This is a genomic window from Streptomyces sp. NPDC085866 (assembly GCF_044541035.1).
Taxonomy (GTDB): domain Bacteria; phylum Actinomycetota; class Actinomycetes; order Streptomycetales; family Streptomycetaceae; genus Streptomyces.
This window is the reverse complement of record NZ_JBITSQ010000008.1, coordinates 414,529-441,072: the sequence shown is the minus strand read 5'-3', so window position 1 is coordinate 441,072 and position 26,544 is coordinate 414,529. Positions and strand designations below refer to the sequence as shown.

The window sequence follows — 26,544 nt, the reverse complement described above, 5'->3', positions numbered from 1 at the left end:
CGTCACCAGACCCGTACCGACGCTCCTCTCGCGAACACCGGGCTCGTCGCGTCCGCCGGCGGCTCCCGCAGTGGCTCGGCCAGCTCGGACACCGTCGGGCCGACCTTCGCCGCGATGGGGTCCAGGAGGTCCAGGTCGAAGCCGTAGACGCGGGCCGCGTTGCCGCCGAGCATGGCCGCCAGTTCCGTGCGCGGGACGCCCGGGCAGGCGAACCGCAGGCCCTCGCGGGTGTACGGGTAGGTGCCCTCGTCGTGCGGGTAGTCGCTGCCCCACATGATCTTGTCGATGCCGATGCGGTCGCGCAGCTCCACCTCGTGCGGGCGCATGAAGCTGGCGCCGACGAAGCAGTGGTCGTGCCAGACCCGGGACGGCGCCTCGCCCATGCTCTCGGCGAGACTGGCGCCGAACTTGGCCTCGGCGGTGTCGGCCTTCGAGGCGGCCGCGACCAGGCGGCCGTGGTAGTAGTCCAGCATGTCGAGGACTCCGGGGATCCAGCCGGAGCCCTGCTCGGTCAGCACCAGCCGCAGCCCGGGGTGGCGGCGGAAGGCCCCGCCGAAGACCAGGTGCCACAGCGCGCGGTGGGAGAACCAGGTCGTCTCTACCATGAAGACCGCGCGGGCGGCCGGTTCGTCACCGAGCGGCGGGGAGGCGGAGCCCGCATGGTGGTTGACGGGGACACCGAGTTCCGAGCAGACGGCCCAGATCGGGTCGTACGTGCGCGAGTACAGCTCGGGCAGGCCGGAGCCCGGTGGGGTGCCGGGCAGCATCAGGCCGCCCTTGAGGCCCGCCGAGGCGGCCCACCTGATCTCCTTGACGGCCTCCTCGACGTCGCCCAGGAGGATCTGGAAGACACCGGCCCGGCGGCCGGGCGCGGCCGCGCAGAAGTCCGCGAGCCAGCGGTTGTGGGCGCGCAGACCGGCCCAGCGCCGCTCGAAGTCCTCGGCGCTCGGGGGCGGGGCCATCAGGGAGCCGGACGGGAAGAACGGCGGGATGGTGTTCGGGAAGATCACCTCCGCGACGATCCCGTCCGCCTCCAGCTCCGCGAGGCGCCGCTCGGAGTTCCAGTTCCGGTCGGCCGAGTCGGCGAGCAGGTCCTCGTACGGGTTGACGTAGGTGGCCGCCCAGACGTCGAAGTCGTCGTGGTGGCGCTTCTCCAGGTACGGCTTGTAGTCCAGGAGATCGGCTCCCGCATGGCAGTCGGCGGAGATCACCGTGTACCGGTCGCTCACTGCGTCACCCCCAGCGTCGGGAAGTCGTGGTCGGTCAGCCAGTGCCGGCCCACCTCGCGCGAGCGCGCCCAGGACGCCTCCACGGCCGCCTGGTCGGCCGGCTGGCCGAGGTCCGCGGGGGTGGGGCCGATGCGCTCGGCGAGCGGGGTCAGTCCGCGTACGTCGAAGCCGAAGACCTCCGCCGCCGCGAGGCCCAGCATCCGGCGCGTCTCGCCCACCGGGATGTCGTGGAAGGTGCGCCGCAGCCACGCGCGCGTGTCGGGCCAGGTGCCCTCGGGATGCGGGAAGTCGCTGCCCCAGAGGATGTTGTCGACGCCGATCTCGTAGCGCTGGGCCAGTTCGCGGCGCTTGGTGTTGGTGGCGCAGACGAAGATCTGCCGGTCGAGGTACTCGTGCGGCGGGCGTTTCAGCTCCTGGAACGGGGAGAGCTTCTTGCCGCCGTGGGCGCCGAGGTAGAGGCGGTCCATGAACCACAGCAGGTTCGGCAGCCACCAGCAGCCGGACTCCGCGACCCCGAACCGCAGTCCGGGGTGGCGTTCGAAGACACCGGACCAGAGCAGGAACCACAGCGGCCGGGCCGGCCACCAGGTCACCTCGCTGACGAAGATCCCCAGGTGGTCGCCGTACTCGTGGCGCGGCGCCGACCCGGAGTGCGTCAGCACCGGCATCCGGCACTCGGCGGCCGCCGCCCACACGGGGTCGTACCGGCGGTCGTGGTAGGGCTCCTTGTCGCCCCACAGGGCGGGGATCATCAGGGCGCCGAGCCCGGACTCCCTGGCGCGGTGGATCTCGGCGACCACCCTCGGCACCTCGGCCGTGACCGGCAACAGGGCCACGCCGCAGTGCCGTTCGGGGTTCTCGGACACGAAGTCCGCGAGCCAGCGGTTGTGCGCCCGGGCGCCCGCCATGCCCAGCTCGGGGTCGTGGTCGCCGGAGAGGCCGAGGCCCACGCCGAAGGGCGCGGCGGTCTGGCTGTCCACGGCGTCGGCGTCCGGGAAGACCACCTCCGCCGCCACCCCGTCCCCGTCGAGTTCCTTCAGCCGCTGTGCGGTGTCCCAGCCCCCGCGCAGGCCCTCCTCGTTGTCCTGGAACCACTTGGTCGCGAACGCCTCGTTGCGGATGCCGAGCCGGGTCATCTCCTCGCGGCGCCGTTCGCGGCCCGCGAGGAACTCGTCGAAGTCCCGGTGGAATCGGGACTCCAGGTAGGGCCGGTACCGCTCGGTGGGCAGCCCGGCGTGGCAGTCGGAGGAGATGATCAGGTACGGGTCCTGGCTGGTCACAACAGCCTCCCGGTCAATCGAGTATGAAGCTTTCGAGGTACGACGGGTTCGCGCGGTCCAGCATCGAGTGCGCCCGCGCGCGGATCTGGGCGTCGCTGTGCTCGCTCGCCGGCAGCAGCCAGAAGCGGTCGGCGCGGATGCCGTCCAGGACCAGCTCGGCGACCTCCTCGACGGGCGTGAAGCTGACTTCCCGGCCGGCCGCGCACATCGCCGACTCCCACTGGTCGAGGCTGCGGTACGGCGTCTTCCTGGGGCGCTCCTTGGCGTAGCGGGCGGGCCGGTTGCGGTGCGACTCCCACAGGCCGGTGCGCAGCATGTGCGGCCCGGGGAAGAGCACGGAGGCGCCCACACGCGCGTGCTCCGCCTTCAGGTGGGCGTACAGGGACTCGGTCATGGTGACGACGGCCGCCTTGGTGACCGCGTACACGGAGGCGGTCGGCAGGGGCGCGATGCCGCCGTCGCCGGAGGAAGTATTGACGACATGACCAGGTTGACCGGACTCGATCATCCGTGGCACGAACGCCTGGATGCCGTGGAAGACGCCCCACACATTGACGGCGAAGGCCCACTGCCAGTCGTTCGGCTCGTGCTCCCACATGCGCCCCTCGGCGCCCGAGCCGACCCCCGCGTTGTTGCACAGGACGTGTACGGCCCCGTAGGTGTCGTACACCGACTCGGCCAGCTCCAGGACCTGTTCGCGTACGCCGACGTCGACCACGCGCGCGTGCACGTCGGCGCCCTCCGCGCACAGGTCGGCGGCGGCCTTGTCCAGCGCCGTCTCCTCGACGTCGGCGAGGACGACCTTCAGGCCCTCGGCCGCGAACCGCCGCGCCATCGCCAGCCCGATCCCGCTCGCCGCCCCGGTGACGACGGCGACCTGTCCCGCTCGCAGGTCCATCACCGGCTCCCTTCCGGCGGCCCGTCGTGGACCTGGAGCGGGTCGTCGTAGCGCTGGTGGACGTACGGCAGCAGGGCCTGCGCGTCGACCCGTTCGACCACTCGGCCGCTCTGGTCGCTGGTCTTCTCGCCGACGGTGATCTCCCGCAGGCGCAGCACCGGAAGATCGGCGACGGGGTCGTACCCGGACTCGCGCAGCACGACGTCCCCGGTGACGCGCTCCAGTCGGCGCACCTTCTCGTACCGTACGCAGTGCACCAGCACGGGGTCCCCGTCGAAGCCCGAACCGTCCACGGCGGGAAGGAACTTGAAGTAGAAGTCGGTCTTGCGTGAGGGCTCCGGGAGGGGCAGTTCGCCGCTCACCGCGCCGCGCACCTCCACGAAGGCGATGCCGTGCCGGGCCAGTGCCGCCCGTACGACGAGGCCGTCGCGCTCGACGGTCACCTCGCCGAGCTTCTTGGGCTCCCCGAAGACCTCACGGCCGCCGGTGAGGGCGCGTTCGCGGGTCATCGGCATCACCAGCGGGTACCAACCCTCGACCTCGCCGTGCGCGGCGGCGACCGCGAAGGAGCCCGCACCGAGCGGGTATCCGGGCAGGTCGACCTTGCTGATGCTCACCCGGACGAGCGGGCTGCCCGTAGGTTTCAGGGGTGGTGGCAGCACCGCCGCGACCGCATCCGGGTCGGTCTCCCAGACGGCCACCACTCCGGTGGACCAGATGTCGGGAAGCCGCGCGCTCGCGGTGCGCGTGGCGGCGATCTCCCCCTCGGTCCGTGCTCCGTACCGTACGCGTGCCATACGCCGTACCGCCCTTCTTCTGACGGGCCGTCATCTGTAACACAGTTACAGCAGTCGGGGCGCGGGGTAAATACACGTGCGCGGAACGGAGTTGGGGGGATCATGGCGAGAGGGGCGCTCAGCCGGGAGGAGGTCCTGGAGGCCGCCGCCGGGCTGGTGCGGCAGCACGGCGCGGACGCGCTCACCATGCGCAAGCTGGCAGCCGAGCTGGGCACCGCCGTCACCTCGATCTACTGGCACGTCGGGGGCCGCGAGGCTCTGCTGGAGGCGCTGGTGGAGCGGACGGTGGCCGGTCTCGGTGAGATCCGGCCCGTCGGGCGTACGCCCGAACAGCGGGTCGTCTCCGTGGCGCGCGCCCTGCGCCGGCAGCTGCGCGACCATCCGCATCTGGTGGCCCTGGTGCACGAGCGCGGGCTGACCGAGCGGATGTTCCTGCCCGCCCGGCAGGCCCTGGTGCGCGAGGCGCACGCGGCGGGGCTGCGCGGCGCCCGGGCCGCCGAGTTCGTGCGGGCGGTGCAGTTCCAGGTCGTCGGTCATGTGCTGGTCGAACGCAACCGTGAGCGTGCCCCGGTGCAGCGGCCCGGCGAGGAGGAGCTGTGGAGCGCCGAGGCCGCCGGTGACGACCCCGCCCTGGCCCGTGCGCTGGCCCGTCCCGTGGACACGGAGCGGCTGTTCGTCACCGCCGTACGGGCGCTGGTGGGGGCGCTGCTCGCACCGCGCGGAAAATAGCTGGCGCCCGAACTCCCGTTCCCCCTACTGTTCCTGATCGCGGGGGCGGCTCCGCAAGCGTGCTTCCTTCTCTCCCTTTCCTGGAATCTGCAGCGCGCTCACTCTCCGCCTCCGCCTCGACCACCTTCTTTCGGCCTTCTGCCGCCTTCCTTCCGTCGGGGGATTCCGCTTGTCCGAACTGTCGTCCGTGCTGCTCCGCCGCCTCCGTACCGTCTACGTCGACCAGGCCGGACCACGCCCGGGCGATCCGTCGACGGCGGAGGGACTCGTCGCCCTTGAGGGCGAACTGCTCGACCGGGGATTCGCACCGACGGCACAGCTGCACGCGGCCCTGGCCTGGCTGGGACCCGCGGGGCTCGCGGACGCGGGCCGGCAGCTGATCCGGCACATCGACGCCGAGCTGGGCGCCGACCGCACCCACATGCCGCTGTTCCGCAGCTTCCCGGCCTCCGTCCCGGACGACACGTTCCAGCTGTACGTCGACCGGGTCTTCGCCCTGCTGCTGCAGTGGCCCGCGCAGCCCTGCGTGCTGTGCGGCACGGTGGGCAGCGTGCACCCGGTGGCGCCGTGCGCGCACCTCGTGTGCCGCGCCTGCTGGGACGGTGCGGACTACACGGGCTGCCCGCTGTGCCGCCGCCGGATCGACCCCGCCGATCCCTTCCTGGTGCCGGTCGAGCCGCGCCGCCCGCGCGATGTGTCGGCCGGTCCGCTGAAGCTGCTCGCGCTCGGCAGGGACCGCGCCGCGGACACGGTGCATGCCCTGCGGACGCTGCTGGCCCGCCGCACTCCCCTGCCGCCGCAGGACCGCGCCGACCTGAAGGTGCTGCTGAGGCACGCCCCCGCGGACCTCGGCTGGCTGCCCGAGGAGATCCCGGTCCGCGAGACCAAGGCATTCGTGCTGGGCACGCTGCTGACCGACCGGCACACGCGCGTGGCCGTCACCGAGCTGCTCGCCGCGTATCTGACCACCGCGACCGACGTCCTGCGCCTGCTGTGCGTGTGGTCGGGCGGCGAGGGGGATCTGCTGGAGCCGCCACGGATGCGCTCGCTGCCCCGCGCACTGCGCGGCCGGCTGCTCGCCGTGCTCGACGGTCTGGCGGTGCCGTCGCTCGTGGAGGACGTGCTGCGGAACCCGGGTCCGTGGAAGCGGGCCGCCGAGATCCTGCACCCCTTCGAGCGCCACGCCCGCCACCCGCGGGCCGCCCTCGCCTTCGCCGTCCTGCGCGGCACGGACACCACCGGCACCGCCCTGGGCGAGGCCCTGCTGCGTACGGCAGCCGAGCATCCGGAGGCCGTACGGGTCGCCGACGGCCGCATCCGGGCGGCCACCTGGGGCGCGCGGGTGGAGCAGGCGCTGCACGAGCGGGACGCACAGGCCGCCCTGACCCTCCTCGCGCAGCGACCCGGCGAGCTGCTGCGCCGTCTCGACCACCTGCTGCGGCTGCGCGAACTCGACACGCTGTCCGACGAGTTCGCCGACGTGCTGCGCCGCGTCCTGCCCAAGGCCGGCCCCGGGCCGCTGCTCGCCGCGCTCGGCCGGATGCGGATCCGTCATCTGCCCGGCGAGCGACGGGTGTTCTTCCCTCGCGGGCAGGTGACGCACGCGTTCACGGTCGACGACACACGGGCGCCGCTCGCCGAGGCGGTCACCACGCGCGCGTGCGCGCTGCTGGAGGCCGAGGCGCTGCGCCGCCTGGCCGACCGGCCCCGGTTCGACCTGGCGGTGATCGACTCGGCGCTCGCCGGGCTCGCGGTGCCCGCCGCCGAGCGGACCGCTGCCAAGGCGCTGGTGTCGGTGCCGCGCGGCAGCACCCAGCCGCTGCCCGAGGGCGCGGTGCTGCGGCTCTTCCTGCACTGGATGGAGCCCGTGAAGACACGCGTGGACCTGGACCTGTCGGTGGCCCTGTACGACGAGGACTGGGAGTTCGCGGGCCTGTGCGACTACACGAACCTGGTGTACGGCGAGCGGTGGGCCGTCCACTCCGGCGACCTGACGTCGGCACCCGCACCGGACGGCGCGACCGAGTACGTCGACCTGGACCTCGCGGCGCTCGGCGAGCTCGGGGTGCGGTACGCGGTGCCGGTCGTCTTCAGCTTCAACAACATCCCGTTCGAGGAGCTGCTCGACGCCTTCGCGGGCTTCATGGCGCTGCCGTCGGCGGCCGAGGAGGCGCGCGGCGCCGGGTACCACCCGCGCACGGTGCGCCAGCGCTACGACCTGGTGGGCGACTCGCGCATCCATGTGCCGATGCTGGTCGACCTGCGGCACCGGACGTTCCTGTGGACGGACCTCCATCTGCCGTCGGACGACGGCTTCCACGACGTGTACCGGCACGGCGAGGACCTGGGCCGTATCGGCCGGGACCTGTTCCAGTACTTCGCGTCCGGTCGTACGACGCTGTGGGACCTCGCGGTGTGGCACGCGGCGGCCCGCGGTGACGAGGTGCTGGTCGTCCGGCGCGCGCCCGACCGGCGCGCCGTCGACGAGCTGTGGCACTACCGGCGCCGCGAAGGGGAGCCGGACACCGCCTTCGCCGCCCGGGTGCGCGCCCTGGAGCCGCCGGTGCGGCGGGAGCCCGCGACCGAGGCGGCGGACGCCGACACGCGTGCGGGTGAAGCGGCCGCGAAGAAGCACGTGTTGCTCGCGCTGGTGCACGGCGGGGTGGCACCTCAGGGCGCGACCGGCGCGGTGTACCGGCTGCTGCCCGGCCCGGCCGACGGCTGCGGTCTGGAGCCGCTGGCGGCCGGGGATCTGGTGGCCGCGCTGGGCTGACGCCGGCCGGCCGCCCCGAACTGTCCCGCGGGTCCGTCGCCTTGCGGGCACGCACGCGCGTGCGGCGGCCGAGCGGGAGGGCGAGCGCACGGGGGCGGGTTCGGCCCCTGCGGGACAGCGCTGTCAGTCGTGGCCCGTATCCTCAATGACCATGCTCGAAGACCGTGCGACCGCAGTGTCCTCCCCCACCCAGTGGCCGACCGCGTATCCGAAGGGATACGCGGTCGTTGACGTGGAGACCACCGGCCTGGCCCGGGACGACCGGATCATCTCCGCCGCCGTCTACCGGCTGGACGAGCGCGGCGAGGTCGAGGACCACTGGTACACCCTGGTCAACCCGGAGCGCGATCCGGGCCCCGTGTGGATACACGGTCTGACGAGCGAGGTGCTCGAAGGGGCGCCGCTGTTCGCGGACGTCGCCGAGGAGTTCGCCGCCCGGCTGGACGGCCGGGTGCTGGTCGCGCACAACGCGGTCTTCGACTGGCAGATGATCGCGCGCGAGTACGCGCGCGCGGAGCGCGAGGCGCCGGTGCGGCAGCGGCTGTGCACCATCGCGCTGTCCAAGGAGCTGGGGCTGCCACTGCCCAACTTCAAGCTGGAGTCGCTGGCGGCGCACTTCGGGGTCGTACAGCAGCGTGCGCACCACGCGCTGGACGACGCGCGCGTGCTCGCCGAGGCGTTCCGGCCCAGTCTGCGGGCCGCGGCGGCGGGCGGCGTACGGCTGCCGCTGCTGGAGTGCCGGCCGCTGACGGAGTGGTCGGACACGCCCCGGATCGGCCGGCAGGCGAGCGGGGGCTACGGCGACTACCGGCCGTCCAGTTGGCGCCCGTCCCGGAAGCGGCCCGCCTGCCCCTACCCCAACCCGGGCCGGTACGAAGACGGCAAACATCTCAAACAGGGCATGCGGGTGGCGTTCTCCGGGGACACTTCCACCGAGCGGGAGCTGCTGGAGGACCGGGCGACCGAGGCCGGGCTGCACGTGGCGACGAGCCTGTCCCGGCTGACCAGCCTGCTGGTCACCAACGACCCCGACTCGGGCACCTCGAAAGTGGTCAAGGCGCGGCAGTTCGGCACTCCGATCGTCGACGAGGCCGCGTTCGGGCAGCTGCTGAGGGATGTCGATCCCGCCGACGGGTGAGCGGGCGCGGGACCCGTACGGATGGGTGATTCGCCGCGACTCGCCCGGCGCCCGCCGCTCCGCGTCGGGGGCGACGGCTCACGCTGTGGCGCATGGCGAATTGCGAAGTTTGCGGCAATGACTACGGGATGACCTTCGAGGTCCACGCACAGGGTGCTGTGCACGTGTTCGACTGCTTCTCCTGTGCGATCCACCGCATGGCCCCGGTCTGCGAGCACTGCAAGGTCTCGATCATCGGCCAGGGCGTGGAGGCGGACGGCAGCTTCTACTGCGGCGCCCACTGCGCCCGGGCCGAGGGGAAGGTGGGGATCGTCGACCGCGTGTGACCCGGCACCCGCCCGATCGCACCCCACGACCGAGTTGTACCGTCGTGGGGTGCACCGCTACCGCTTTCTGCTGACCCTCCAGTGGGTGATCCTCACCCTCGTCGCGATCGCGCTGATCCCGACGATGATCAGGCTCGGCTTCTGGCAGCAGCACCGGTACGAGGAGCGCACCGCCCGCAACGACCTGGTCTCCCAGGCGCTGCACGCCGAGCCGGTCCCCGTGGAGCGGCTCACCTCCCCCGGGCACGCCGTGACCCGCACCGAGAAGTACCGCACGGTCACCGCGACCGGCACCTTCGACCCCTCCCGGGAGGTCGTGGTCCGCCGCCGGACCAACTCCGACGACGAGGTCGGCTTCCACGTCCTGACCCCGTTCGTCCTGACGGACGGCAAGGTGCTGCTGGTCAACCGCGGCTGGATCCCCGCGAACGGCGTGCAGACCGCCTTCCCCGAGATCCCCGCGCCGCCCGCCGGCCGGACCACCATCAGCGGGCGGCTCAAGGCCGACGAGACCACCGCCGCGAGCGGCATCAAGAACGTCAAGGGCCTGCCGGACCGGCAGATCATGCTGATCAACAGCGCCGAGGAGGCGCGGCGGCTCGGCGCGAAGGTGCTCGGCGGCTACGTGGAACAGACGGCGCCCGAGTCCAGGGGCGGCTCCCCGGAGCAGATCTCCGACCCCGGCAGCGAGGACGCCCCGCTGAACTACGCGTACATGCTCCAGTGGTGGCTGTTCGCCGCCGGTGTCCCGCTGGGCTGGTGGTTCCTGGTCCGGCGCGAGATCCGCGACCGCGAGGAGGCCGCGGCCGAGGAGACGCCCGAGGAGACGGAACCGGCCGCCGTGTGATCACCGGCGTCCCGGGGATCCGTCACTCCCCCGGCGCACGTCCGGATTGGCCCCGGGGTCCTTCGGGAACCCGCATCCCGTGAACGCGCGCATCGAGGACTACGCCCTCATCGGCGACGAGCAGACCGCGGCGCTGGTCGGCAGGGACGGCTCGATCGACTGGTTGTGCCTGCCCCGCTTCGACTCCGGCGCCTGTTTCGCCCGGCTGCTGGGCGACGAGGACAACGGCCACTGGCGGATCGCGCCGAAGGGCGCGGGCACCTGCGCCCGCCGCGCCTACCGGCCCGACACCCTCGTCCTCGACACCGAGTGGGACACCCCCGAGGGCACGGTGCGCGTCACCGACCTGATGCCGCAGCGCGACCGCGCCCCCGACCTCGTACGCATCGTGGAGGGCGTCAGCGGGCGCGTCACCGTGCACAGCACGCTCCGCCTGCGCTTCGACTACGGCTCGATCGTGCCGTGGGTGCGCCGCGCGGACGGCCATCGGGTGGCCGTCGCCGGCCCGGACTCGGCGTGGCTGCGCACCGAACCGCCCGTGCGCACCTGGGGCGAGCGCATGGCGACGCACTCGGAGTTCACCGTCACCGAGGGCGAGCGGGTCGCCTTCGTGCTGACCTGGCACCCCTCGCACGAGCCGCGCCCCGCGCTCATCGATCCGTACGAAGCGCTGAGCATCAGCGTGCGGGACTGGCGGCGCTGGACGGCCCGCTGCCGCTACGACGGGCCGCACCGGGACGCCGTCGTACGGTCCCTGATCACGCTCAAGGCCCTCACCTACGACCCGACGGGCGGGATCGTCGCCGCGGCCACCACCTCGCTGCCCGAGGAGCTGGGCGGGGTGCGCAACTGGGACTACCGCTACTGCTGGCTGCGCGACTCCACCCTCACCCTCGGCGCCCTGCTCTCCGCGGGCTACCACCGGGAGGCCGAGGCCTGGCGCGACTGGCTGCTCCGTGCGGTCGCGGGCGACCCGGCGGACCTGCAGATCATGTACGGCCTGGCGGGCGAGCGACGGCTGACGGAGTGGGAGGCGCACTGGCTGTCCGGGTTCGCCGAGTCCGCGCCCGTACGGATCGGCAACGAAGCCGTCGAGCAGCTCCAGCTGGACGTGTACGGCGAGGTCTTGGACTCGCTGTACCTGGCCCGCGAGACAGGACTGAGCACCAAGCCGCACATGTGGTCGCTGCAGTGCGCGCTGATGAAGTTCCTGGAGTCGGCGTGGCGGCAGCCCGACGAGGGGCTCTGGGAGGTGCGCGGCGGCCGACGGCAGTTCGTGCACTCGAAGGTGATGGTGTGGGTGGCCGCCGACCGCGCCGTACGGACGCTGGAGAAATATCCGCAGCTGAGCGGGGATCTGGACGGCTGGCGGGCGATGCGCGACGCGGTGCACCGGGAGGTGTGCGAGCAGGGCTTCGACCGCCGGCGCAACACCTTCACCCAGTACTACGGCTCGCGCGAGCTGGACGCCTCCCTGCTGCTGATCCCGCGGGTCGGTTTCCTGCCCCCCGACGACCCCCGTGTGATCGGCACGGTCGACGCGATCCGCGAGGATCTGGGCCACGGCGGCTTCGTGCGCCGTTACGACACGGACGCCGTCGGCGTCGACGGGATGCCGGGCGGCGAGGGCGCCTTCCTCGCCTGCTCGTTCTGGCTTGCCGACGCCCTGCACATGACGGGCCGCACGGACGAGGCCCGGGAGCTGTTCGAGCGGCTGGTGGGCCTCGCCAACGACGTGGGGCTGCTGGCTGAGGAGTACGACCCGGAACTGGGCTGCCAGGTGGGCAACTTCCCGCAGGCGTTCAGCCACATCGCGCTGGTGAACACCGCCCTCACGCTGTTCGGGGACGGAGGGGACCGGAAGGCCGGGCACGGGGCAGGATAGGGGGCATGGATCTTGGACTGAAGGACCGGGTGTACATCGTCACCGGTGCCACGCGCGGGCTGGGCAACGCCGCCGCGCGGGAGCTGGTCGCCGACGGGGCGAAGGTGGTCATCACCGGCCGTGACGAGAAGCGGGTGGCCGACGCGGCCGCCGAACTGGGCGAGAACGCGGTCGGCGTGGCCGTCGACAACTCCGACGCGGGGGCACCGGAGCGGTTGATCGCGGCCGCCCGGGAGCACTTCGGCGGCTTCCACGGCGTCCTGGTGAGCGTCGGCGGGCCGCCGCCCGGGTTCGTCGCGGACAACACGGACGAGCAGTGGCGGAACGCGTTCGAGTCGGTGTTCCTCGGCGCGGTCCGGTTCGCCCGCGCGGCGGCGGCCGAGCTGGAGCCGGGCGGGGTCATCGGGTTCGTGCTGTCCGGGTCGGTGCACGAGCCGATTCCCGCGCTGACGATCTCCAACGGGCTGCGGCCCGGGCTCGCCGGGTTCGCCAAGTCCGTGGCGGACGAGTTGGGGCCGCGGGGGATCCGGGTCGTGGGGTTGCTGCCGGCGCGCATCGACACGGATCGCGTGCGGGAGCTCGATGCGTTGTCCGCTGATCCTGAGGCCACTCGGGCGGCGAACGAGGCTCGGATCCCGTTGCGGCGGTACGGGGCGCCCGAGGAGTTCGGGCGGGTGTCCGCGTTCTTGCTGTCTCCGGCGGCCTCCTATCTGACGGGGATCATGGTGCCCGTGGACGGGGGGATGAGGCACGGGTTCTGAGGGGTCACGGTGTCAGGTCACCCTCTCCGCCCGGTGCTTCACCGCCCTCAGTCGTACTTCCGCCGGAAGTGATGCCAAGCCCGCCGACTCGCGTGCGTGCGTCAGCGCCTGGGCCGTGAAGTCGATCAGTGCTGTTGCGGGGTCGACGTCCGGTTCCAGCTGGAGCCACGCGCGCACCGCGGGCGTCGTACGGCGGCCCGTCAGCAGGGTTTCGGTGTGAGACACACCCTGTTGGTGGGCCGCGTCCGCGGCCAGGGCCGACTCCACGGCCTTGCCGCGGAGCAGGGCGCCCGCGCCGTCGCCGGTGTCGACCAGGACCTCGGTCAGACGGCGTCGGCGCAGGATCGCGGTGAGCCACCACAGGGCGAGCAGCACGAGGACGGCCAGAGCGGCGATGACCGTCGGCCACCACCAGCCGGCCTGCCGCCGGCGGGTGCGCTCGGCGTTGCTGAGCAGGACGTCGTGCGGGCCGGTGTGGAGCCACCAGTGCGGTGGCGGTGCGCCCAGGCCCACGGCCAGCACCGCGCCGCCCAGGGCGAGCAGCAGCAGACCCACCAGTCCGAGCAGGACGCGGTTGACGGTACCCCTGCGCATCCGCCTCACCCCTTCGGTCCGGGGCGTCGGACGTGCACCGACAGCGCGGGCGGGCGGGAAAGTCCCAGTCCCCGGACCGCTTCGGTGAGTACGGCGTCCAGGTCGGCCTGTACCTCGTCCAGGCCGCGGAAGTGCGAGACCACGCGGACGTCGGCCCGCTTGCGCCGCATCCGCACCCGTACCGCTCGGACGCCCGAGACCTCCATGGCCCGGTCGCGCAGCACCTGGGCGGCCGCCTCACGCCCGAGTCCGGCACGGACGTCGGGGTGCGGACGCCGCATGGGCAGCAGGTCCCGCAGACCGGGCGTGAGGGCGAGCACGATCAGCCAGAGACCGAGGGCGGCAGTGACCCCCGCACCGGCCAGCACCCAGGCGTCGTCCAGGGGCCGCTCGGCGAGTTGCCGGGCCAGGGCCCCGCGCCAGTGCATCGCCGGACGGTGGGCGCGGACGGCGGCGATGTCGTACAGGAAGACGGCCGCGCCCGCCATGAGGCACAGGGCGACGATGCCCGCCGGGACGCGGCGGGCCGACCAGAAGCGGCCGCTGCCTTCGGGGAGCAGGGCCGGTGGGGCGTCGGGGGTCTTGTCGAGGACGGGCAGTCGCCGGGTGGGACTCTCGGGTGGCCGGGGCTCGCTCATGGCGTCCTCCCGTGGGGTGCGCCGGGTACCGGTGTCCGGTGCAGCCGCTCGACCTGGACGGCGACCTCCGGCACCTGCATGCTCACCAACGCGCCTACCCGCTCCACGACTCGGCGACGCACGGCGGCACAGCGGGCGCCGATGTCGCACGGGTAGCCGAGTTCGAGGACGACACGGACGCGGGCCGTCTCATGGTGGAGGACGACGGTCGCGTGCGGGGGTGCGGCGCCCTCGGGCAGCGGGGTGAGCGCCTCGCGTGCGGCCTGGGCGGCGATCTTCGCGACGACCCGGTCGGCGATCCGGGTGGCACCCCGCTCGCCGGGCGGCGCGAGGTCCAGCGGCCCGCGCACCGTGCCCGTCTCCGCGCTCATGGCGGTCACCGCCCGCGGTCGCGCCGGTCGCCGCGGGTACGGAAGAAGTCACCGGGCTCCAGGTCACCCTCCAGGAACCGGCCGGCGATGAACCCGACGGCGCCCAGCGCCGCCACCAGCAGGAAGGCTCCGAACCCGCCGAAGTACCCGGCGAACCCCAGCGCCATTCCGGCGATCATGCCGACCACGGCCATGCTCATGCAGCACTCCTCAGCTCGTCAGGTGTGCGGGGCCCGGTGCCTCACTGGATCCGGGGCGGCGCGGGCTCCTCTTCCTCTTCCTCGGGGAGCTTGACGTCGCTCACCGCGATGTTGACCTCGACGACCTCGAGTCCGGTCATCCGTTCCACGGAGGCGATCACGTTCTCCCGTACCGCGCGGGAGACATCGATGATGGACACGCCGTAGTCCACGACGATCTCCAGGTCGAGCGCCGTCTGCACCTCGCCGACCTCGGCCTTCACACCCCGGGTCACCGACTTCGCACCGCCCGGCACCCGGTCGCGCACGGCCCCGAAGGTGCGGGCCAGGCCGCTGCCCATGGCATGGACGCCGAGCACCTCCCGGGCGGCCAGTCCGGCGATCTTCTCCACGACACCGTCGGCGATGGTGGTGCGCCCCCGGGTCGCCGGGTCCCCACCGCCGCGCCTGGTGGCCTTACGGGTCGGCACCTGCGGCTCGTTGTCACCGTCTGGGGTCGTCGTCATCTCGGTCATCGCCGTACGTCCCTTTCGGTCGTCGTCCTGCGACCACCGTAAGCAAGGATGCTCGATTGCGCGCCGGGGATGCGGCAGGCTGGAGGAATGACGACGGACCGGTGGGCGCAGGAAGTCAGGCATCAGCTGAGGCTGGGCATGCTGCTGCCGCTCGGTGGGCCGCGCGACGGGGCGTGGATCGCCGAGGGGGCGGCCACGGCGGTGCTGGCGCGCGCGGCGGCGACGGAGGTACCGGACGTGCGCCTCGGCGCGCTGCGCATCACGCTCGCCGATCCGGAGGACGTCCACGAACCCGTCGTACCGTCTCCGCCGAGCGCCCTGTTCCCGGGCGCGCTCCGGGTGACGGCGGACTTCGCGGCCACGGCCACGGAGTCCCTGCCGACGACGGCGTCCCGCCTGCGGCTGACGCTGGCGACGGCCGCGACGGACCGTCTGGGCCTCACGGTCACGGAGGTCGACCTGCGGGTGACGGACCTGCTCGAGGCAGCGGACGGACAGGCGGCCGCGGTAGCTGCACCGCAGCCGCCACCTGCCCGCGAGGCCACGGACCCCGACGAGTCCCGCGCGGCGACAGCCGCACTGTCCGTCCCCGGGGTGACCCGTCTGACGGGCTCACTCGCGGGCCTGGGCCGGGCGGTGCACGTCGAACAGCGTGCCGACGGAACCTCCCTGCCCCATCGGCACGTACGCGTGGAGCTGGCGACCAGCACGGACCACCGGGCCGTGGACGTGGCCCGGCAGGTACGCGTGGCAGTCCGGGATGCGCTGGACGATCACCCGACCGTGGCGGTGCTGGTCACGGCAGTCGGCTGACCACCGCCCCGGCTCACTCGCCGACGCCGGCCAGGTCCCGCAGCCGCCGTCCCTGGGCAGCCCGCTCAGCCGCACGCTGCTCGTCGTACGTACGACCGGCAGCACCGCGCAGCAACGCCTTGGTCTCCACCACGGCATCCCGCGGCGCAGCCGTCATCGCCGCGGCCAAGTCCCCTACCGCACCGTCCAGTTCGACGGCGGGCACGGCAAGGTTGGCCAGCCCCGACGCCACCGCTTCCTCGGCCCCGACGAACCGCCCGGTCACGCAGATCTCGAGCGCGCGGGCGTACCCGACGAGGCCGACCAGCGGATGCGTGCCGGTCAGGTCGGGAACGATGCCAAGGGCGGTCTCACGCATGGCGAACTGCACGTCGTCCGCGACGACCCGCAGGTCGCAGGCGAGCGCGAGCTGGAACCCGGCACCGATGGCGTGCCCCTGGACGGCGGCGATGGACACGATGTCGTTCCGCCGCCACCAGGTGAACGCCTCCTGGAATTCGGCGATGGACGCGTCGAGCCCGGCGTCGTCACGACGCGCGAGATCGGTGAAGGTCGGCTCGCCCGGGATCCCCTCCGGAGTGAACATCTGCCGGTCCAGCCCGGCGGAGAAGGACTTGCCCTCGCCGCGCAGCACCACGACACGGACGGAGCCCGGCAGCAGCCGACCGGCCTCGGTGAGCGCCCGCCACAGGGCGGGGCTCTGCGCGTTGCGCTTGGCCGGGTTGGTCAGCGTCACCGTGGCGAGCGCGTCGTCGACGGTGAGCCGTACGCCGTCCTTGTCGAGTACAGGAGCGAGGTCCTGGTCGGGCGAAGCCATGGGGCGCCTCCGATGGGTGCGGTCATCACGCATTGCCGTACTGGCATGCTAAGTGACTGCACAGTAACCACCCGGCCGATCAGGCAACCGACCGGGTGGCCACCGTCGAAGGCGATGGGCCGCCCGGAGTCAGGACGATGCGGCCTTCTTGCCCCGGGTCGCTCCGCCACGCCCACGAAGCGTGACGCCCGACTCGCTGAGCATCCGGTGTACGAAGCCATACGAGCGGCCGGTCTCCTCGGCCAGCGCCCGGATGCTCGCACCGGAGTCGTACTTCTTCTTCAGGTCTGCCGCGAGCTTGTCGCGCGCGGCGCCGGTCACCCGGCTGCCCTTCTTCAGAGTCTCGGCCACCCGTGCCTCCTCATGGGAAGTGCGCTCTGGTCTCCTCATGATCACCCCTCCACGGCGTGATGGCCACCCATTCGGCAAGGTCCGTGAGACATCGTTGTGACGACAGGAGCACATCCCCACATGCGGAATCCGTGATTCCGCAGTGGAGCACCCATGAGGCCGAACGGGTGGATTCGCGAAGTACCAGGTCAGGGACGCGAAGCGGCCGATCCCTTGGTGGCCAAGGGATCGGCCGCGAAATCGATGTACGACACACCTCGATACGAGGAGATCTCACACAGATGATGGATCACGGATCGGCCGAATGATCCATACGCAGTGGATCAGTCTTTCGATCAAGCCAGGGCGACGAGATCGGCGTAGTCGGCGCCCCACAGGTCCTCGACGCCGTCGGGCAGCAGGATGATCCGCTCGGGCTGGAGCGCCTCCACGGCGCCCTCGTCGTGGGTGACGAGGACCACCGCGCCCTTGTACGTGCGCAGGGCGCCGAGGATCTCCTCGCGGCTCGCGGGGTCGAGGTTGTTGGTCGGCTCGTCCAGGAGCAGGACGTTCGCGGAGGAGACGACCAGGGTGGCCAGGGCCAGACGGGTCTTCTCGCCACCGGAGAGGACACCGGCGGGCTTGTCGACGTCGTCGCCGGAGAACAGGAACGAGCCCAGCACCTTGCGGACCTCCACGAGGTCCATGTCGGGGGCGGCCGAGCGCATGTTCTCCAGGACCGTGCGGTCGGGGTCCAGGGTCTCGTGCTCCTGGGCGTAGTAGCCGAGCTTGAGGCCGTGGCCGGGGCGGACCTCGCCGGTGTCGGCCTGCTCCACCCCGCCGAGCAGACGCAGCAGGGTGGTCTTGCCGGCGCCGTTGAGGCCGAGGATCACGACGCGGGAGCCCTTGTCGATGGCCAGGTCGACGTCGGTGAAGATCTCCAGGGAGCCGTACGACTTCGACAGCCCCTCCGCCATCAGCGGGGTCTTGCCGCAGGGCGCGGGCTCGGGGAAGCGGAGCTTGGCGACCTTGTCGGACTGGCGGACCGCCTCCAGGCCGGACAGCAGCTTGTCCGCGCGGCGGGCCATGTTCTGCGCGGCGACCGTCTTGGTGGCCTTGGCGCGCATCTTGTCGGCCTGCGCGTTGAGGGCGGCGGCCTTCTTCTCGGCGTTGGCGCGCTCGCGCTTGCGGCGCTTCTCGTCGGCCTCGCGCTGCTGCTGGTAGAGCTTCCAGCCCATGTTGTAGACGTCGATCTGGGAGCGGTTGGCGTCCAGGTAGAACACCTTGTTGACGACCGTCTCGACCAGGTCGACGTCGTGGGAGATGACGATGAAGCCGCCGCGGTAGGTCTTCAGGTAGTCGCGCAGCCAGACGATCGAGTCGGCGTCGAGGTGGTTGGTGGGCTCGTCGAGCAGCAGCGTGTCGGCGTCGGAGAAGAGGATCCGGGCCAGCTCGACACGGCGGCGCTGACCGCCGGAGAGCGTGTGCAGGGGCTGGCCGAGCACACGGTCGGGCAGGTTGAGCGCGGCGGCGATGGTGGCGGCCTCGGCCTCGGCGGCGTACCCGCCCTTGGTGAGGAACTCGGTCTCCTGGCGCTCGTACTGCTTGAGGGCCTTCTCGCGGGTCGCGCCCTGGCCGTTGGCGATCCGCTGCTCGTTCTCACGCATCTTCCGGATCAGTACGTCGAGGCCGCGCGCGGAGAGGATGCGGTCACGGGCGAGGACGTCGAGGTCGCCGGTGCGGGGGTCCTGCGGGAGGTAGCCGACCTCGCCGGAGCGGGCGACGTTGCCGGCGGCCGGGATGCCTTCACCGGCGAGGACCTTGGTGAGGGTGGTCTTGCCTGCGCCGTTGCGGCCGACGAGGCCGATGCGGTCGCCCTTGGCGACACGGAAGGTGGCGTTCTCGATGAGGACGCGCGCGCCGGCGCGCAGCTCGATACCGGAGGCGGAGATCACGGACAGACTCCAGGGCGTACGGGGTTGGGCGGTGGGCGGCTGAGGACGTTCCCGCCGTCTAATGCGCGAGGAGAATGGCCATGGGGCAAGTCTAACGGGGCGATGCAAGCACTTTTTCTGCGTGCCCGTGTTCGATCACGGGCCGGTCCCGTTCGCCCGGCTCGCTGAGCGCTGTCAGTGGTGGCTGCAAGACTCGGTGCCACGACAGGACCGACGCACGAGGGAGTGATCGGCATGGCAGGCACGGGCGGACGGCCGAGCATCTGTCCGACGCTGCTGTACGCGGACGCGAAGGCGGCGATCAGGCAGCTCACCGAGGCCTTCGGCTTCACCGAGCTGTCGGTGTACGAGACGGAGGACGGCTCGGTGATGCACGCCGAGCTGGTCCAGGGCAACGGCGCGGTGATGGTCGGCTCCAAGGGCCGCGGCGGCCTCTTCGACACCGCGATGAAGAACGCCGGGCCCGCGGGGGTGTACGTCGTCGTGGACGACGTCGACGCCCACCACCAGCGGGCCGTGGAGCACGGCGTGGAGATCCTCATGCCCCCGACGGACCAGGACTACGGCTCGCGGGACTACATGGCCCGGGACGCCGAGGGCAACATCTGGAGCTTCGGGACGTACTCCCCCGAGATCGGCGTCTGAGCGAGCCGGTCCCGCGGTTCGCCGGCTATCCGCCGGTGTGCACCTGGAAGGCGGCCCGGCGCACGGCCTTGGCCAGGGCGGGGTCGGGGTGGGCGGCGGCGAGCGCGACCAGGACCTGCACCGTGCGCGGGTGACCGACGGCACGGACCTCGTCCAGCAGCGTGGGGACGGTGGGCTGCACGGCGGCCTCCAGGTGCCGTACCAGCATCTCCGTCTCGCCGTGGTCGGCGACGGCGGCGGCGGTGTCGACCCACAGCCAGGTGGCCTCCTCACGGGTGAGGACCTCGTGGGCGTCCTCCGGGTCGACGCCGTCGTGCTCGGCGAGCCACAGCAGGGCGTACGGCCGCAGGGCCGGATCGTCCAGCACGCCTCGCACGTCGGGCTCGGCGGGGGCGCCGACGACGCGCAGCGCCTCGAAGGCGAGGCCGCGCAGCAGGGCGTCCTCGCCACGGGCGGCGCCGAGCAGCTCGGTGACGGCGCTGCCGACGGGGCGGGCGGCGAGCCAGGCGCGGTACTCGGCGCGGGCCGCGTTGGGGCGAAGCTGGGCGCAGCCGCGGAGCATGGCCTCGGCCGCCTGCTCGATGTTGCCGGCCGGACTCTGCGCGGCCACGCAGATCTGCTCCAGCTTGACCCAGACCGCCCAGCTGCCCAGCGGGGTGAGCGTGGCCTGGCCGTCGCCGTAGGTCAGGGCGCCGACGGAGGCGAGGGCCTGGAGGGCCCAGTCGAGGAGGGGGGCGAGCGGGGTGTCCCCGACCGGTGCGGGTTCGGCCGGGCCCAGGGCCCCCTCGGGCCCTGCGGAGCCGGGCTCGTAGGGGATCTCGCAGCGCTCGGTCCGCAGTTCGGTGACCCGCTGCTGGAGCAGGTCGAGGAGCTGCTCGACCGGGACGGGACCGGCGGACAGCTGGAGGAAGGAGAGCACCTGGGGCATGGCCGAGACGACCTCGGCGACGGCGGCCGGCTCGTGGTCCGCGGGTTCCGGGCTGGCCAGCGACCAGGCGTCGAAGAGGGCGACCCAGCCGCGCAGCACGGCGCTGTCGTCGCGGTCCCAGGCGCGCAGGCGCCAGCCGGGCCGCGCGCTGTCCCCGTGCACCTCGACAAGTCCGGCGAGGCGGGCGGTGTCCCAGTCGGCGCGGATCTGAGCGGTGCTCAGGGCGAGGTCGACGGCAGCACGTTCGGCACTCGTGTCGGAGAGGGTGGCCTTGCCGTCGGCGGTGGCGCCGTCGCGGCCGGGGCCGAGGGCGGCATCGGCCCAGCGGGCGACGCGGACCGCACCGCCCAGTCCGGTGCGCGCCATTCTGGCCAGTTCAGCGGGGGCCGGGGTGCCCTCCGGCGGCCGGGGTGCGGGGCGGCGTGGGCGCCGCTGGTTCACAGCTCTGGGGGCGGCGGCCAGGGGTCGCGGTCGGACGAGTCGAAGCCTGGAGTCGCGCGGGATACGGGACGTCACGGGTGCAGTCTTCCGGTTGACGGTCCGAAAACCCAAACGGAATGTCACGGGGGGCGACGGGGCTGGCCAACGCACCGGGGGCGACGGCGGGCGAGGAGACATGATCAGGCCAGTCGTTCGGCCTTAAACGGAACGTCTGGAACCGGGGCCTCCGACTTGTACCGGCGGAGCAGGGAGCCTCACATCAGCGGGGTCAGGAACCGGCGCAGGCGCTCCTCGTACTCCTTCGGGGCGGCGTTCCACATCGCCGCGTGCGGAGCCTGCGGCACGGTGTGCAGGGCGACGCGGTCGGGGCGGCGGGCGGCCAGGCGCCGGGAGTACTCCCACGGGGCGACCGTGTCGTCCGGGCCGTGGATGATCAGGGTCGGCACGTTGAGCAGCCCGGGGTCGGCGGTCTCCCCCGCCCCGTCGGCGTTGAGATTGGCCCGGCCCTGCGCGGCCCACACGGCGAGTGGCAGCAGGGGTTCGGGGGTGTGGCGGGCCTGGGCGAGGGCGCGCAGGGTGGCCGGCCAGCTGAGCACCGGCGAGTCGAGGACCAGCCCGGCGACGCGCTCGCGCACGACGGAGTGCTCGGCGGCGCGCAGGGCCATGGTGGCGCCGGTGGACCAGCCGAGGAGGATGACCCGGCGGGCGCCGTAGCGGACGGCGTAACGGATCGCCGCGTCCACATCGCGCCACTCGGTCTCGCCGAGGTGGTTGAGGCCGTCCGGCGGGCGTGGGGCGCCGAGGTCGCCGCGGTAGGCGAGCGCGAGGATCGGCAGGCGGCGGCCGTGCAGAAACTCCATGACGTTCATGGCGTGCTCGCGGGTGGTGCCGAGGCCGTGCACGGCGATCACCCAGGTGTCCCGGTAGCCGGGCACGAACCAGGCGGGCAGGGCGCCGAGTTCGCCGGGCACGTCGATGTCGGCGTGCTCCAGGCCGAGGGCGGAGTCCGGGTTGCCGACGTGCACGTTCGGGGTGAGCCACACGGCGTCGCCGGCGGCGAGGGTGCCGTGCGTGACGCGTACGAGGCGGCGTACGACGGTGTCGGCGGTGTGCGCGGCCGTCGCCAGGACGGGACCGACGACCGCGTGGGACCCGTCGCCGGCCAGGCCGTAGATGCCGGGGCGCAGTGAGGCCAGGTCGCGGGTGAGGGTGATCCGGCCCGCGGCCGTGCCGTGCACGGTGAGCCGGGGTTCGGTGGGCAGCGGGCGGCCGGGAGGCGCCTTCAGCGCGACGTCACTGGCGAGCCGCCCGGCGGCCACGGAGGCCGCGCCGGCGGCCAGGACCGCGGTGAGTGCGGCTGCGGTCGCTCTGACGGTGCCCACGGGTTCCAGTGTCGTGCGGGTTCTCGATGCGGGCCAGCGGAACGGTGAGGGTGGCCGGGATCCGGCGGGGTGCGGGAGGGCGCGGCACGCGGCACAGCCGAAGGCGTGCGCTGCGGCTGTGCGCCGTTACGGAAAAGCGCGCCGTGGCCGAACGCCGCTGCGACGGAGAGAACCGATGGGCCGGGCCGGCGCGGCGGGCGGCCGGCGCGGCGGGCAGCCGCTGCGGCGGGCGGCCGGGGTCAGTTGCGTTGGCCGTAGCCCTTCAAACGCGCGCCGGCCTCCTCCATCTGTACGTCCGTCAACAGGGAGGGCGTCAGGCCCGGCACGGACGACGCCGTCAGCCACAGGCGGCACATCCACTCCAGCTGGGCGGTGCGGTCGTAGGCCTGGTCGAGGGTGGTGCCGTAGGTGATCGTGCCGTGGTTCTGCAGGAGGCAGCCGGAGCGGTCGGCGAGGGCGTCGAGCATGTTCGCGGCCAGCTCGTCGGTGCCGTAGGTCGCGTAGCGCGCGACGCGGACGCGGCCGCCGAGGGCGCCGGCCATGTAGTGGATCGGCGGCAGCTCGGTCACGAGGGTGGAGACGGCCGTGGCGTGCACCGCGTGGGTGTGGACGACGGCCCGGGCGTCGGTGGTGCGGTAGACGGCGAGGTGCATGGGCAGCTCGCTGGTCGGCACGAGCCTGCCGAGCACCTGGCGCCCGTCGAGGTCGACGCCGGTGATGTCGTCCGGGGTCAGCCGGTCGTAGGGCACGCCCGAAGGGGTGACCAGCACCCGATCCCCGATGCGCGCCGAGACGTTTCCCGAGGTGCCGACGACCAGTCCGTCGGCTACCGTCCGGCGGGCCGTGGCGACCAGCGCCTCCCACACGCGCGCCGCTTCCGCTTCCCGCTCCGCTTCCCGCCGCTGTTCAGCCATGCCGCGATCCTGCCAGCCGACCCGGCTCGGAGCGGCCCGTCGGCGTGCTTCGGGCTGGAACCCGTACCGCCGAACGGGTGAAAACCGCCACGAAACACCCGAAATCATCATGATTCAAGTGATCATCAGGCATTCAATGATCTTCCTCACTCGCTGGACGACGTTCCACCGCCACTCCAGGGGGACACATGCCTCGTGCTCACGCCGCCTCCCGCTCCCGTCGCCGCGCGGGCTTTCTCGCGGCCGCCACCGCGACGCTCGCCCTCGCGGGCACCCAGGCCGCGGCAGCCGGCTCACCGGCGTCCGCCGTGGGCCCGCTCAGAGGCCACGACGTGTCGTCCCACCAGAAGCACGTCGACTTCCCCGCCGCCCGGTCGGACGGCGCACGGTTCACCTACATCAAGGCGACCGAGTCCACGACCTACCGCAATCCCTACTTCGACCGGCAGTACGAGGGCGCGCGCCGGGCGGGCCTGGTCCGGGGCGCGTACCACTTCGCACGTCCGGACCACTCCTCGGGCGAGGAGCAGGCCGCGTACTTCGTGCAGCACGGCGGGGACTGGCGGGCGGACGGCTGGACGCTGCCGCCCGCGCTCGACATCGAATACAACCCGTACGACGACGAGCACAAGTGCTACGGACTGGGCTGGAAGCGGATGGTCGACTGGATCCGCTCCTTCAGCGACGAGGTCGAGCGGGAGACCGGCCGGAGTCCGGTCATCTACACCACCGCCCACTGGTGGCAGGCCTGCACCGGCGACAGCCGCGCCTTCGCCGCGGACCACCCCCTGTGGATCGCCCGGCACGGCACGTCGGACCCGGGAGAGCTGCCGGGCGGATGGACGCACTGGACCTTCTGGCAGTTCGGCACCGAGGGCGGTCTGCCGGGTGACCAGAATCTCTTCAACGGGCCGCCGAGCCGCCTGCGGGCCTTCGCGAGGGGTTGGTAGCCAAGGGGCGCCTGGGGCGTGGAGCCGAACGAAACCCCAACCATCCCTTGATGACACTCTGACGCCCGCCTCAGTTCACCTTCCGTTCACCCAGGTTGCCTACGGTCCAACAGCCAATGACCTCGAACGATTGCCTGGGTAAATGGAAAACTTCTCGCTGATCCTCGCGATTGTGGTGGTAACCGCACTCGCGTTCGATTTCACGAACGGTTTCCACGACACCGCCAACGCGATGGCCACGACCATCTCGACCGGTGCGCTCAAGCCCAAGGTCGCGGTGGCCATGTCCGCCGCCCTCAACCTTGTAGGCGCTTTCCTCTCCGTGGAGGTCGCCAACACGATCTCCAAGGGCCTTGTCGATGAGAACGGCATCCGTCCCGAGGTCATATTCGCCGCCCTGGTCGGCGCGATCCTCTGGAACCTGCTGACCTGGCTGGTGGGACTGCCGTCCAGCTCCTCGCACGCCCTGATGGGCGGCCTGATCGGCGCCACCGTCGCCTCCGCGGGCTTCGGTGCCGTCCACAGTGACGTGCTGGTCACCAAGGTGCTGCTCCCGGCGGTCGCCGCGCCGATCGTCGCGGGTCTCGCCGCGATGCTGGCCACCCGCTTCTCCTACGGCATCGGCAAGAACGCCGACGGCGAGGCCACCCGCAAGGGCTACCGCGCCGGTCAGATCGCCTCCGCCGGTCTGGTCTCCCTCGCCCACGGCACCAACGACGCGCAGAAGACGATGGGCATCATCACCCTCGCGCTCGTCACGGGCGGCGCCATCGCCCCCGGCTCCAACCCTCCCACCTGGGTCATCCTCTCCGCGGGTCTGGCCATCGCGCTCGGCACCTACATCGGCGGCTGGCGCATCATCCGCACCATGGGCAAGGGCCTGACCGACCTCGAGCCGCGACAGGGCTTCGCCGCCCAGACCAGCGCGGCCACGGCCATCCTGGCCTCCTCGCACCTCGGCTTCTCCCTCTCCACCACCCACGTCGTCTCCGGCTCGGTGATGGGTGCGGGTCTGGGCCGCAAGGGCGGTGTGGTCCGCTGGTCCACCGCGACCCGCATGTTCATCGCCTGGGCGCTGACCCTGCCGGCCGCCGCGCTGGTCGGCGCGGGCGCCGAGTCCGTCACGGACCTGGGTGACTGGGGCACTGCGGCCGTCGCCGTCTTCCTGGTCGGCGCCAGCGCCGCGATCTGGAAGATCTCCCGCCGCGAGGTCGTCGACCACACCAACGTCGCCGACGACACGGTGGAGCCGGCCGGCGTGGTGACCACCGCCATCGCCGCGGTGACCCCGCCGCCCGCGGGCACCGTCACCGAGGACCTGTCGGCCACGATCCCGGCTCAGGTCACCACCGAACCGGCTCCGGCGACTCCGCCGGCCGCCGCAGTCTGACCGCCCGGAAACTGAAGGAAGCATCCCCATGAAGATCGACTGGGCGGCCCTCGGCTCCGTCTTCGGCGTCAGCCTCGCGTTCACGGTGGGCCTGGTGGCCCTGTTCACCCTCGGCATCAACGGCCTGTCGCGCCGCGAGAAGGCCACGGCGCAGGGTGGGTCCGCGGCGCTGGCCGTGACTGGTGCGTACGTCTGCTTCGCCGCTTGTGCGGCTGCGGTGGCGTACGGGATCTATCTGATCGTGGCGAAGCCCTGACGCCGAAGTCCCCGTTGTCCGCCCTGTCGGCACCGATTCAGTCGGAACGACAGGGCGGACGCATGTCCGCCACGGCCGAGAGCGGCTCGGCGGACCTGAGCAGATGTCCGACATCCCCTGCGACCGGGGCCACCGTCCGACACCGGCCTCCGTGCTGATCGCGGCCGACGTGCCCACCCTGTCGGCGATCAGGTGCTCGGCCCGGGTCGCAGAGAAGCCGGCACATCCCGGCCCGGGGCCACGAGGACCAGCGGCGGCTTTCGTCCCGCCACCTCCAGCGGCATCTCGCCCACGTACGCCACCGTGTGTCCCCTCCCACGACCGTTGCATCCCGTATGAGACGTACGCGCTACCGCAGGGGGTCACGGTCCGTGAGGACGAGCGGGATCCCCGAATGCCGCCCGAGGGACCGGAATTCACCCCGCCCCGGTCGCTCTGCGCCACCCGTCATGCCGGCGATGTGGGCCTCAGCACAGTCCGGCTTCCCAGGTCAAAGGCAAGTTGACGGCCCTTCCGGGCGCGTGGTGGACTGCCCAGGCCATGTACGGCGGCAGGAGAGGAAGCCGGTGCGAATCCGGCGCGGTCCCGCCACTGTCACCGGGGAAGTAATCCCCCGGGAGCCAGGAACTCTCACCGCCGGTCTCGTCGAACCAGGGCGCGGACACCCTGAGTGAGGACATATCGCCATGCGCGGCTGCCGATTGAGGTTCAGTAACAGGGTTTTGCCTGCCCCGACGGCCGG

Annotated in this window: 27 protein-coding genes and 1 riboswitch; of the genes, 12 read left to right on the top strand and 15 right to left on the bottom strand. The window is 72.4% G+C overall.

The features are described 5' to 3' along the window. Positions 1–2: 2 nt before the first annotated feature. The 4 genes from ACIF83_RS22830 to ACIF83_RS22815 are packed head-to-tail and all read right to left on the bottom strand — an operon-like array spanning position 3 to position 4,204. Complete coding sequence (locus tag ACIF83_RS22830) at positions 3–1,229, bottom strand: amidohydrolase family protein (protein WP_399729369.1); 1,227 nt, start codon at positions 1,227–1,229, stop codon at positions 3–5. After that, the gene (locus ACIF83_RS22825) at positions 1,226–2,509 is read right to left on the bottom strand and encodes an amidohydrolase family protein (protein WP_393482130.1); all 1,284 of its coding nucleotides are present in this window, start codon (positions 2,507–2,509) and stop codon (positions 1,226–1,228) included. Before ACIF83_RS22825 ends, ACIF83_RS22830 begins: the two co-directional genes overlap by 4 nt. Positions 2,510–2,522: 13 nt before the next feature. Continuing rightward, positions 2,523–3,407, bottom strand: coding sequence for an SDR family NAD(P)-dependent oxidoreductase (locus ACIF83_RS22820; RefSeq protein ID WP_399729365.1), 885 nt, complete (start codon positions 3,405–3,407; stop codon positions 2,523–2,525). After that, the gene (locus ACIF83_RS22815) at positions 3,407–4,204 is read right to left on the bottom strand and encodes an acetoacetate decarboxylase family protein (RefSeq protein ID WP_399729362.1); all 798 of its coding nucleotides are present in this window, start codon (positions 4,202–4,204) and stop codon (positions 3,407–3,409) included. Before ACIF83_RS22815 ends, ACIF83_RS22820 begins: the two co-directional genes overlap by 1 nt. Before the next feature lie 102 nt (positions 4,205–4,306). On the opposite strand from ACIF83_RS22815, the gene ACIF83_RS22810 reads away from it, so the two are divergent. The 7 genes from ACIF83_RS22810 to ACIF83_RS22780 all read left to right on the top strand — a co-directional run bounded on the left by ACIF83_RS22810 (position 4,307) and on the right by ACIF83_RS22780 (position 12,663). Next, entirely contained in the window at positions 4,307–4,933 is a 627-nt protein-coding gene (locus ACIF83_RS22810) for a TetR/AcrR family transcriptional regulator (RefSeq protein WP_393482122.1), read from the top strand. Positions 4,934–5,102: 169 nt separating this feature from the next. Next, a complete protein-coding gene (locus ACIF83_RS22805) occupies positions 5,103–7,706 on the top strand; it encodes an MXAN_6230/SCO0854 family RING domain-containing protein (RefSeq protein ID WP_399729359.1) in 2,604 nt (867 codons plus the stop codon). 151 nt (positions 7,707–7,857) lie between these two features. Then, on the top strand, positions 7,858–8,844 hold the full coding sequence (locus ACIF83_RS22800) for a DEDDh family exonuclease (protein ID WP_393482116.1): 987 nt from the start codon (positions 7,858–7,860) through the stop codon (positions 8,842–8,844). 92 nt (positions 8,845–8,936) lie between these two features. After that, positions 8,937–9,170, top strand: coding sequence for a hypothetical protein (locus ACIF83_RS22795; RefSeq protein ID WP_066991839.1), 234 nt, complete (start codon positions 8,937–8,939; stop codon positions 9,168–9,170). Between the two features lie 49 nt (positions 9,171–9,219). Next, positions 9,220–10,017 carry an SURF1 family protein gene (locus tag ACIF83_RS22790; RefSeq protein WP_399729354.1) on the top strand — a complete coding sequence of 266 codons (798 nt, stop codon included), beginning with the start codon at positions 9,220–9,222 and terminating at the stop codon, positions 10,015–10,017. 79 nt (positions 10,018–10,096) lie between these two features. Beyond that, the gene (locus tag ACIF83_RS22785) at positions 10,097–11,902 is read left to right on the top strand and encodes a glycoside hydrolase family 15 protein (RefSeq protein WP_399729351.1); all 1,806 of its coding nucleotides are present in this window, start codon (positions 10,097–10,099) and stop codon (positions 11,900–11,902) included. 5 nt (positions 11,903–11,907) lie between these two features. Further along, entirely contained in the window at positions 11,908–12,663 is a 756-nt protein-coding gene (locus tag ACIF83_RS22780) for an SDR family oxidoreductase (RefSeq protein WP_393482109.1), read from the top strand. A gap of 12 nt (positions 12,664–12,675) precedes the next feature. Here ACIF83_RS22780 and amaP read toward each other — a convergent pair whose 3' ends face one another. From amaP to ACIF83_RS22755, 5 genes are read right to left on the bottom strand one after another with little or no spacing between them, the layout of a single operon-like run. Then, positions 12,676–13,257: an alkaline shock response membrane anchor protein AmaP gene (gene amaP, locus ACIF83_RS22775; protein WP_398138663.1), complete on the bottom strand. Its 582-nt coding sequence runs from the start codon at positions 13,255–13,257 to the stop codon at positions 12,676–12,678. A gap of 5 nt (positions 13,258–13,262) precedes the next feature. Beyond that, on the bottom strand, positions 13,263–13,895 hold the full coding sequence (locus ACIF83_RS22770; protein WP_393482103.1) for a DUF6286 domain-containing protein: 633 nt from the start codon (positions 13,893–13,895) through the stop codon (positions 13,263–13,265). Next, positions 13,892–14,266, bottom strand: coding sequence for a hypothetical protein (locus ACIF83_RS22765; RefSeq protein ID WP_393482100.1), 375 nt, complete (start codon positions 14,264–14,266; stop codon positions 13,892–13,894). Before ACIF83_RS22765 ends, ACIF83_RS22770 begins: the two co-directional genes overlap by 4 nt. Before the next feature lie 5 nt (positions 14,267–14,271). Next, the gene (locus tag ACIF83_RS22760; protein WP_094214678.1) at positions 14,272–14,466 is read right to left on the bottom strand and encodes a hypothetical protein; all 195 of its coding nucleotides are present in this window, start codon (positions 14,464–14,466) and stop codon (positions 14,272–14,274) included. A gap of 41 nt (positions 14,467–14,507) precedes the next feature. Next, complete coding sequence (locus ACIF83_RS22755) at positions 14,508–14,981, bottom strand: Asp23/Gls24 family envelope stress response protein (RefSeq protein WP_393482097.1); 474 nt, start codon at positions 14,979–14,981, stop codon at positions 14,508–14,510. 87 nt (positions 14,982–15,068) lie between these two features. Here ACIF83_RS22755 and ACIF83_RS22750 point away from each other — a divergent pair, with 87 nt between their 5' ends. After that, positions 15,069–15,794, top strand: coding sequence for a nucleopolyhedrovirus P10 family protein (locus ACIF83_RS22750; protein WP_399729345.1), 726 nt, complete (start codon positions 15,069–15,071; stop codon positions 15,792–15,794). A 13-nt stretch (positions 15,795–15,807) separates the two neighbouring features. Here ACIF83_RS22750 and ACIF83_RS22745 read toward each other — a convergent pair whose 3' ends face one another. The 3 genes from ACIF83_RS22745 to ACIF83_RS22735 all read right to left on the bottom strand — a co-directional run bounded on the left by ACIF83_RS22745 (position 15,808) and on the right by ACIF83_RS22735 (position 18,896). Beyond that, positions 15,808–16,611 (bottom strand): enoyl-CoA hydratase/isomerase family protein, encoded by an 804-nt coding sequence (locus ACIF83_RS22745; protein ID WP_393482092.1) that lies wholly within the window; start codon positions 16,609–16,611, stop codon positions 15,808–15,810. Positions 16,612–16,740: 129 nt separating this feature from the next. Further along, positions 16,741–16,962 carry a helix-turn-helix domain-containing protein gene (locus ACIF83_RS22740; RefSeq protein WP_004002281.1) on the bottom strand — a complete coding sequence of 74 codons (222 nt, stop codon included), beginning with the start codon at positions 16,960–16,962 and terminating at the stop codon, positions 16,741–16,743. 335 nt (positions 16,963–17,297) lie between these two features. Next, positions 17,298–18,896 carry an ABC-F family ATP-binding cassette domain-containing protein gene (locus ACIF83_RS22735; RefSeq protein WP_393482089.1) on the bottom strand — a complete coding sequence of 533 codons (1,599 nt, stop codon included), beginning with the start codon at positions 18,894–18,896 and terminating at the stop codon, positions 17,298–17,300. A 234-nt stretch (positions 18,897–19,130) separates the two neighbouring features. Between ACIF83_RS22735 and ACIF83_RS22730 the strand changes: the two genes are divergently transcribed. Next, a complete protein-coding gene (locus tag ACIF83_RS22730; RefSeq protein ID WP_393482084.1) occupies positions 19,131–19,541 on the top strand; it encodes a VOC family protein in 411 nt (136 codons plus the stop codon). A 25-nt stretch (positions 19,542–19,566) separates the two neighbouring features. Here ACIF83_RS22730 and ACIF83_RS22725 read toward each other — a convergent pair whose 3' ends face one another. The 3 genes from ACIF83_RS22725 to ACIF83_RS22715 form a co-directional block, all read right to left on the bottom strand. Next, positions 19,567–20,835: a hypothetical protein gene (locus tag ACIF83_RS22725; protein ID WP_393482082.1), complete on the bottom strand. Its 1,269-nt coding sequence runs from the start codon at positions 20,833–20,835 to the stop codon at positions 19,567–19,569. 329 nt (positions 20,836–21,164) lie between these two features. Beyond that, on the bottom strand, positions 21,165–22,292 hold the full coding sequence (locus ACIF83_RS22720; RefSeq protein WP_399729340.1) for an alpha/beta hydrolase: 1,128 nt from the start codon (positions 22,290–22,292) through the stop codon (positions 21,165–21,167). Positions 22,293–22,531: 239 nt separating this feature from the next. Then, on the bottom strand, positions 22,532–23,206 hold the full coding sequence (locus tag ACIF83_RS22715; RefSeq protein WP_393482076.1) for a class II aldolase/adducin family protein: 675 nt from the start codon (positions 23,204–23,206) through the stop codon (positions 22,532–22,534). A 188-nt stretch (positions 23,207–23,394) separates the two neighbouring features. On the opposite strand from ACIF83_RS22715, the gene ACIF83_RS22710 reads away from it, so the two are divergent. The 3 genes from ACIF83_RS22710 to ACIF83_RS22700 all read left to right on the top strand — a co-directional run bounded on the left by ACIF83_RS22710 (position 23,395) and on the right by ACIF83_RS22700 (position 25,802). After that, positions 23,395–24,156, top strand: a complete 762-nt coding sequence (locus ACIF83_RS22710; RefSeq protein ID WP_399729336.1) for a lysozyme — start codon at positions 23,395–23,397, stop codon at positions 24,154–24,156. A 142-nt stretch (positions 24,157–24,298) separates the two neighbouring features. After that, positions 24,299–25,546 (top strand): anion permease, encoded by a 1,248-nt coding sequence (locus tag ACIF83_RS22705; protein WP_393482071.1) that lies wholly within the window; start codon positions 24,299–24,301, stop codon positions 25,544–25,546. 28 nt (positions 25,547–25,574) lie between these two features. Continuing rightward, positions 25,575–25,802: a hypothetical protein gene (locus ACIF83_RS22700; protein ID WP_393482068.1), complete on the top strand. Its 228-nt coding sequence runs from the start codon at positions 25,575–25,577 to the stop codon at positions 25,800–25,802. A 507-nt stretch (positions 25,803–26,309) separates the two neighbouring features. After that, positions 26,310–26,453, top strand: a riboswitch (cobalamin riboswitch). The last annotated feature ends 91 nt before the right edge of the window (positions 26,454–26,544 follow it).

What these genes read in the sequence shown, in the direction of transcription:
- ACIF83_RS22760 (WP_094214678.1), bottom strand. Translation starts at nt 14,466, where the DNA reads ATGAGCATGGCCGTGGTCGGCATGATCGCCGGAATGGCGCTGGGGTTC.
- ACIF83_RS22780 (WP_393482109.1), top strand. Translation starts at nt 11,908, where the DNA reads ATGGATCTTGGACTGAAGGACCGGGTGTACATCGTCACCGGTGCCACG.
- ACIF83_RS22820 (WP_399729365.1), bottom strand. Translation starts at nt 3,407, where the DNA reads ATGGACCTGCGAGCGGGACAGGTCGCCGTCGTCACCGGGGCGGCGAGC.
- ACIF83_RS22700 (WP_393482068.1), top strand. Translation starts at nt 25,575, where the DNA reads ATGAAGATCGACTGGGCGGCCCTCGGCTCCGTCTTCGGCGTCAGCCTC.
- ACIF83_RS22795 (WP_066991839.1), top strand. Translation starts at nt 8,937, where the DNA reads ATGGCGAATTGCGAAGTTTGCGGCAATGACTACGGGATGACCTTCGAG.
- ACIF83_RS22710 (WP_399729336.1), top strand. Translation starts at nt 23,395, where the DNA reads ATGCCTCGTGCTCACGCCGCCTCCCGCTCCCGTCGCCGCGCGGGCTTT.
- ACIF83_RS22705 (WP_393482071.1), top strand. Translation starts at nt 24,299, where the DNA reads ATGGAAAACTTCTCGCTGATCCTCGCGATTGTGGTGGTAACCGCACTC.
- ACIF83_RS22770 (WP_393482103.1), bottom strand. Translation starts at nt 13,895, where the DNA reads ATGAGCGAGCCCCGGCCACCCGAGAGTCCCACCCGGCGACTGCCCGTC.
- ACIF83_RS22725 (WP_393482082.1), bottom strand. Translation starts at nt 20,835, where the DNA reads ATGGCGCGCACCGGACTGGGCGGTGCGGTCCGCGTCGCCCGCTGGGCC.
- ACIF83_RS22765 (WP_393482100.1), bottom strand. Translation starts at nt 14,266, where the DNA reads ATGAGCGCGGAGACGGGCACGGTGCGCGGGCCGCTGGACCTCGCGCCG.
- ACIF83_RS22715 (WP_393482076.1), bottom strand. Translation starts at nt 23,206, where the DNA reads ATGGCTGAACAGCGGCGGGAAGCGGAGCGGGAAGCGGAAGCGGCGCGC.
- ACIF83_RS22745 (WP_393482092.1), bottom strand. Translation starts at nt 16,611, where the DNA reads ATGGCTTCGCCCGACCAGGACCTCGCTCCTGTACTCGACAAGGACGGC.
- ACIF83_RS22750 (WP_399729345.1), top strand. Translation starts at nt 15,069, where the DNA reads ATGACGACGGACCGGTGGGCGCAGGAAGTCAGGCATCAGCTGAGGCTG.
- ACIF83_RS22730 (WP_393482084.1), top strand. Translation starts at nt 19,131, where the DNA reads ATGGCAGGCACGGGCGGACGGCCGAGCATCTGTCCGACGCTGCTGTAC.
- ACIF83_RS22810 (WP_393482122.1), top strand. Translation starts at nt 4,307, where the DNA reads ATGGCGAGAGGGGCGCTCAGCCGGGAGGAGGTCCTGGAGGCCGCCGCC.
- ACIF83_RS22755 (WP_393482097.1), bottom strand. Translation starts at nt 14,981, where the DNA reads ATGACCGAGATGACGACGACCCCAGACGGTGACAACGAGCCGCAGGTG.
- ACIF83_RS22815 (WP_399729362.1), bottom strand. Translation starts at nt 4,204, where the DNA reads ATGGCACGCGTACGGTACGGAGCACGGACCGAGGGGGAGATCGCCGCC.
- ACIF83_RS22800 (WP_393482116.1), top strand. Translation starts at nt 7,858, where the DNA reads ATGCTCGAAGACCGTGCGACCGCAGTGTCCTCCCCCACCCAGTGGCCG.
- amaP (WP_398138663.1), bottom strand. Translation starts at nt 13,257, where the DNA reads ATGCGCAGGGGTACCGTCAACCGCGTCCTGCTCGGACTGGTGGGTCTG.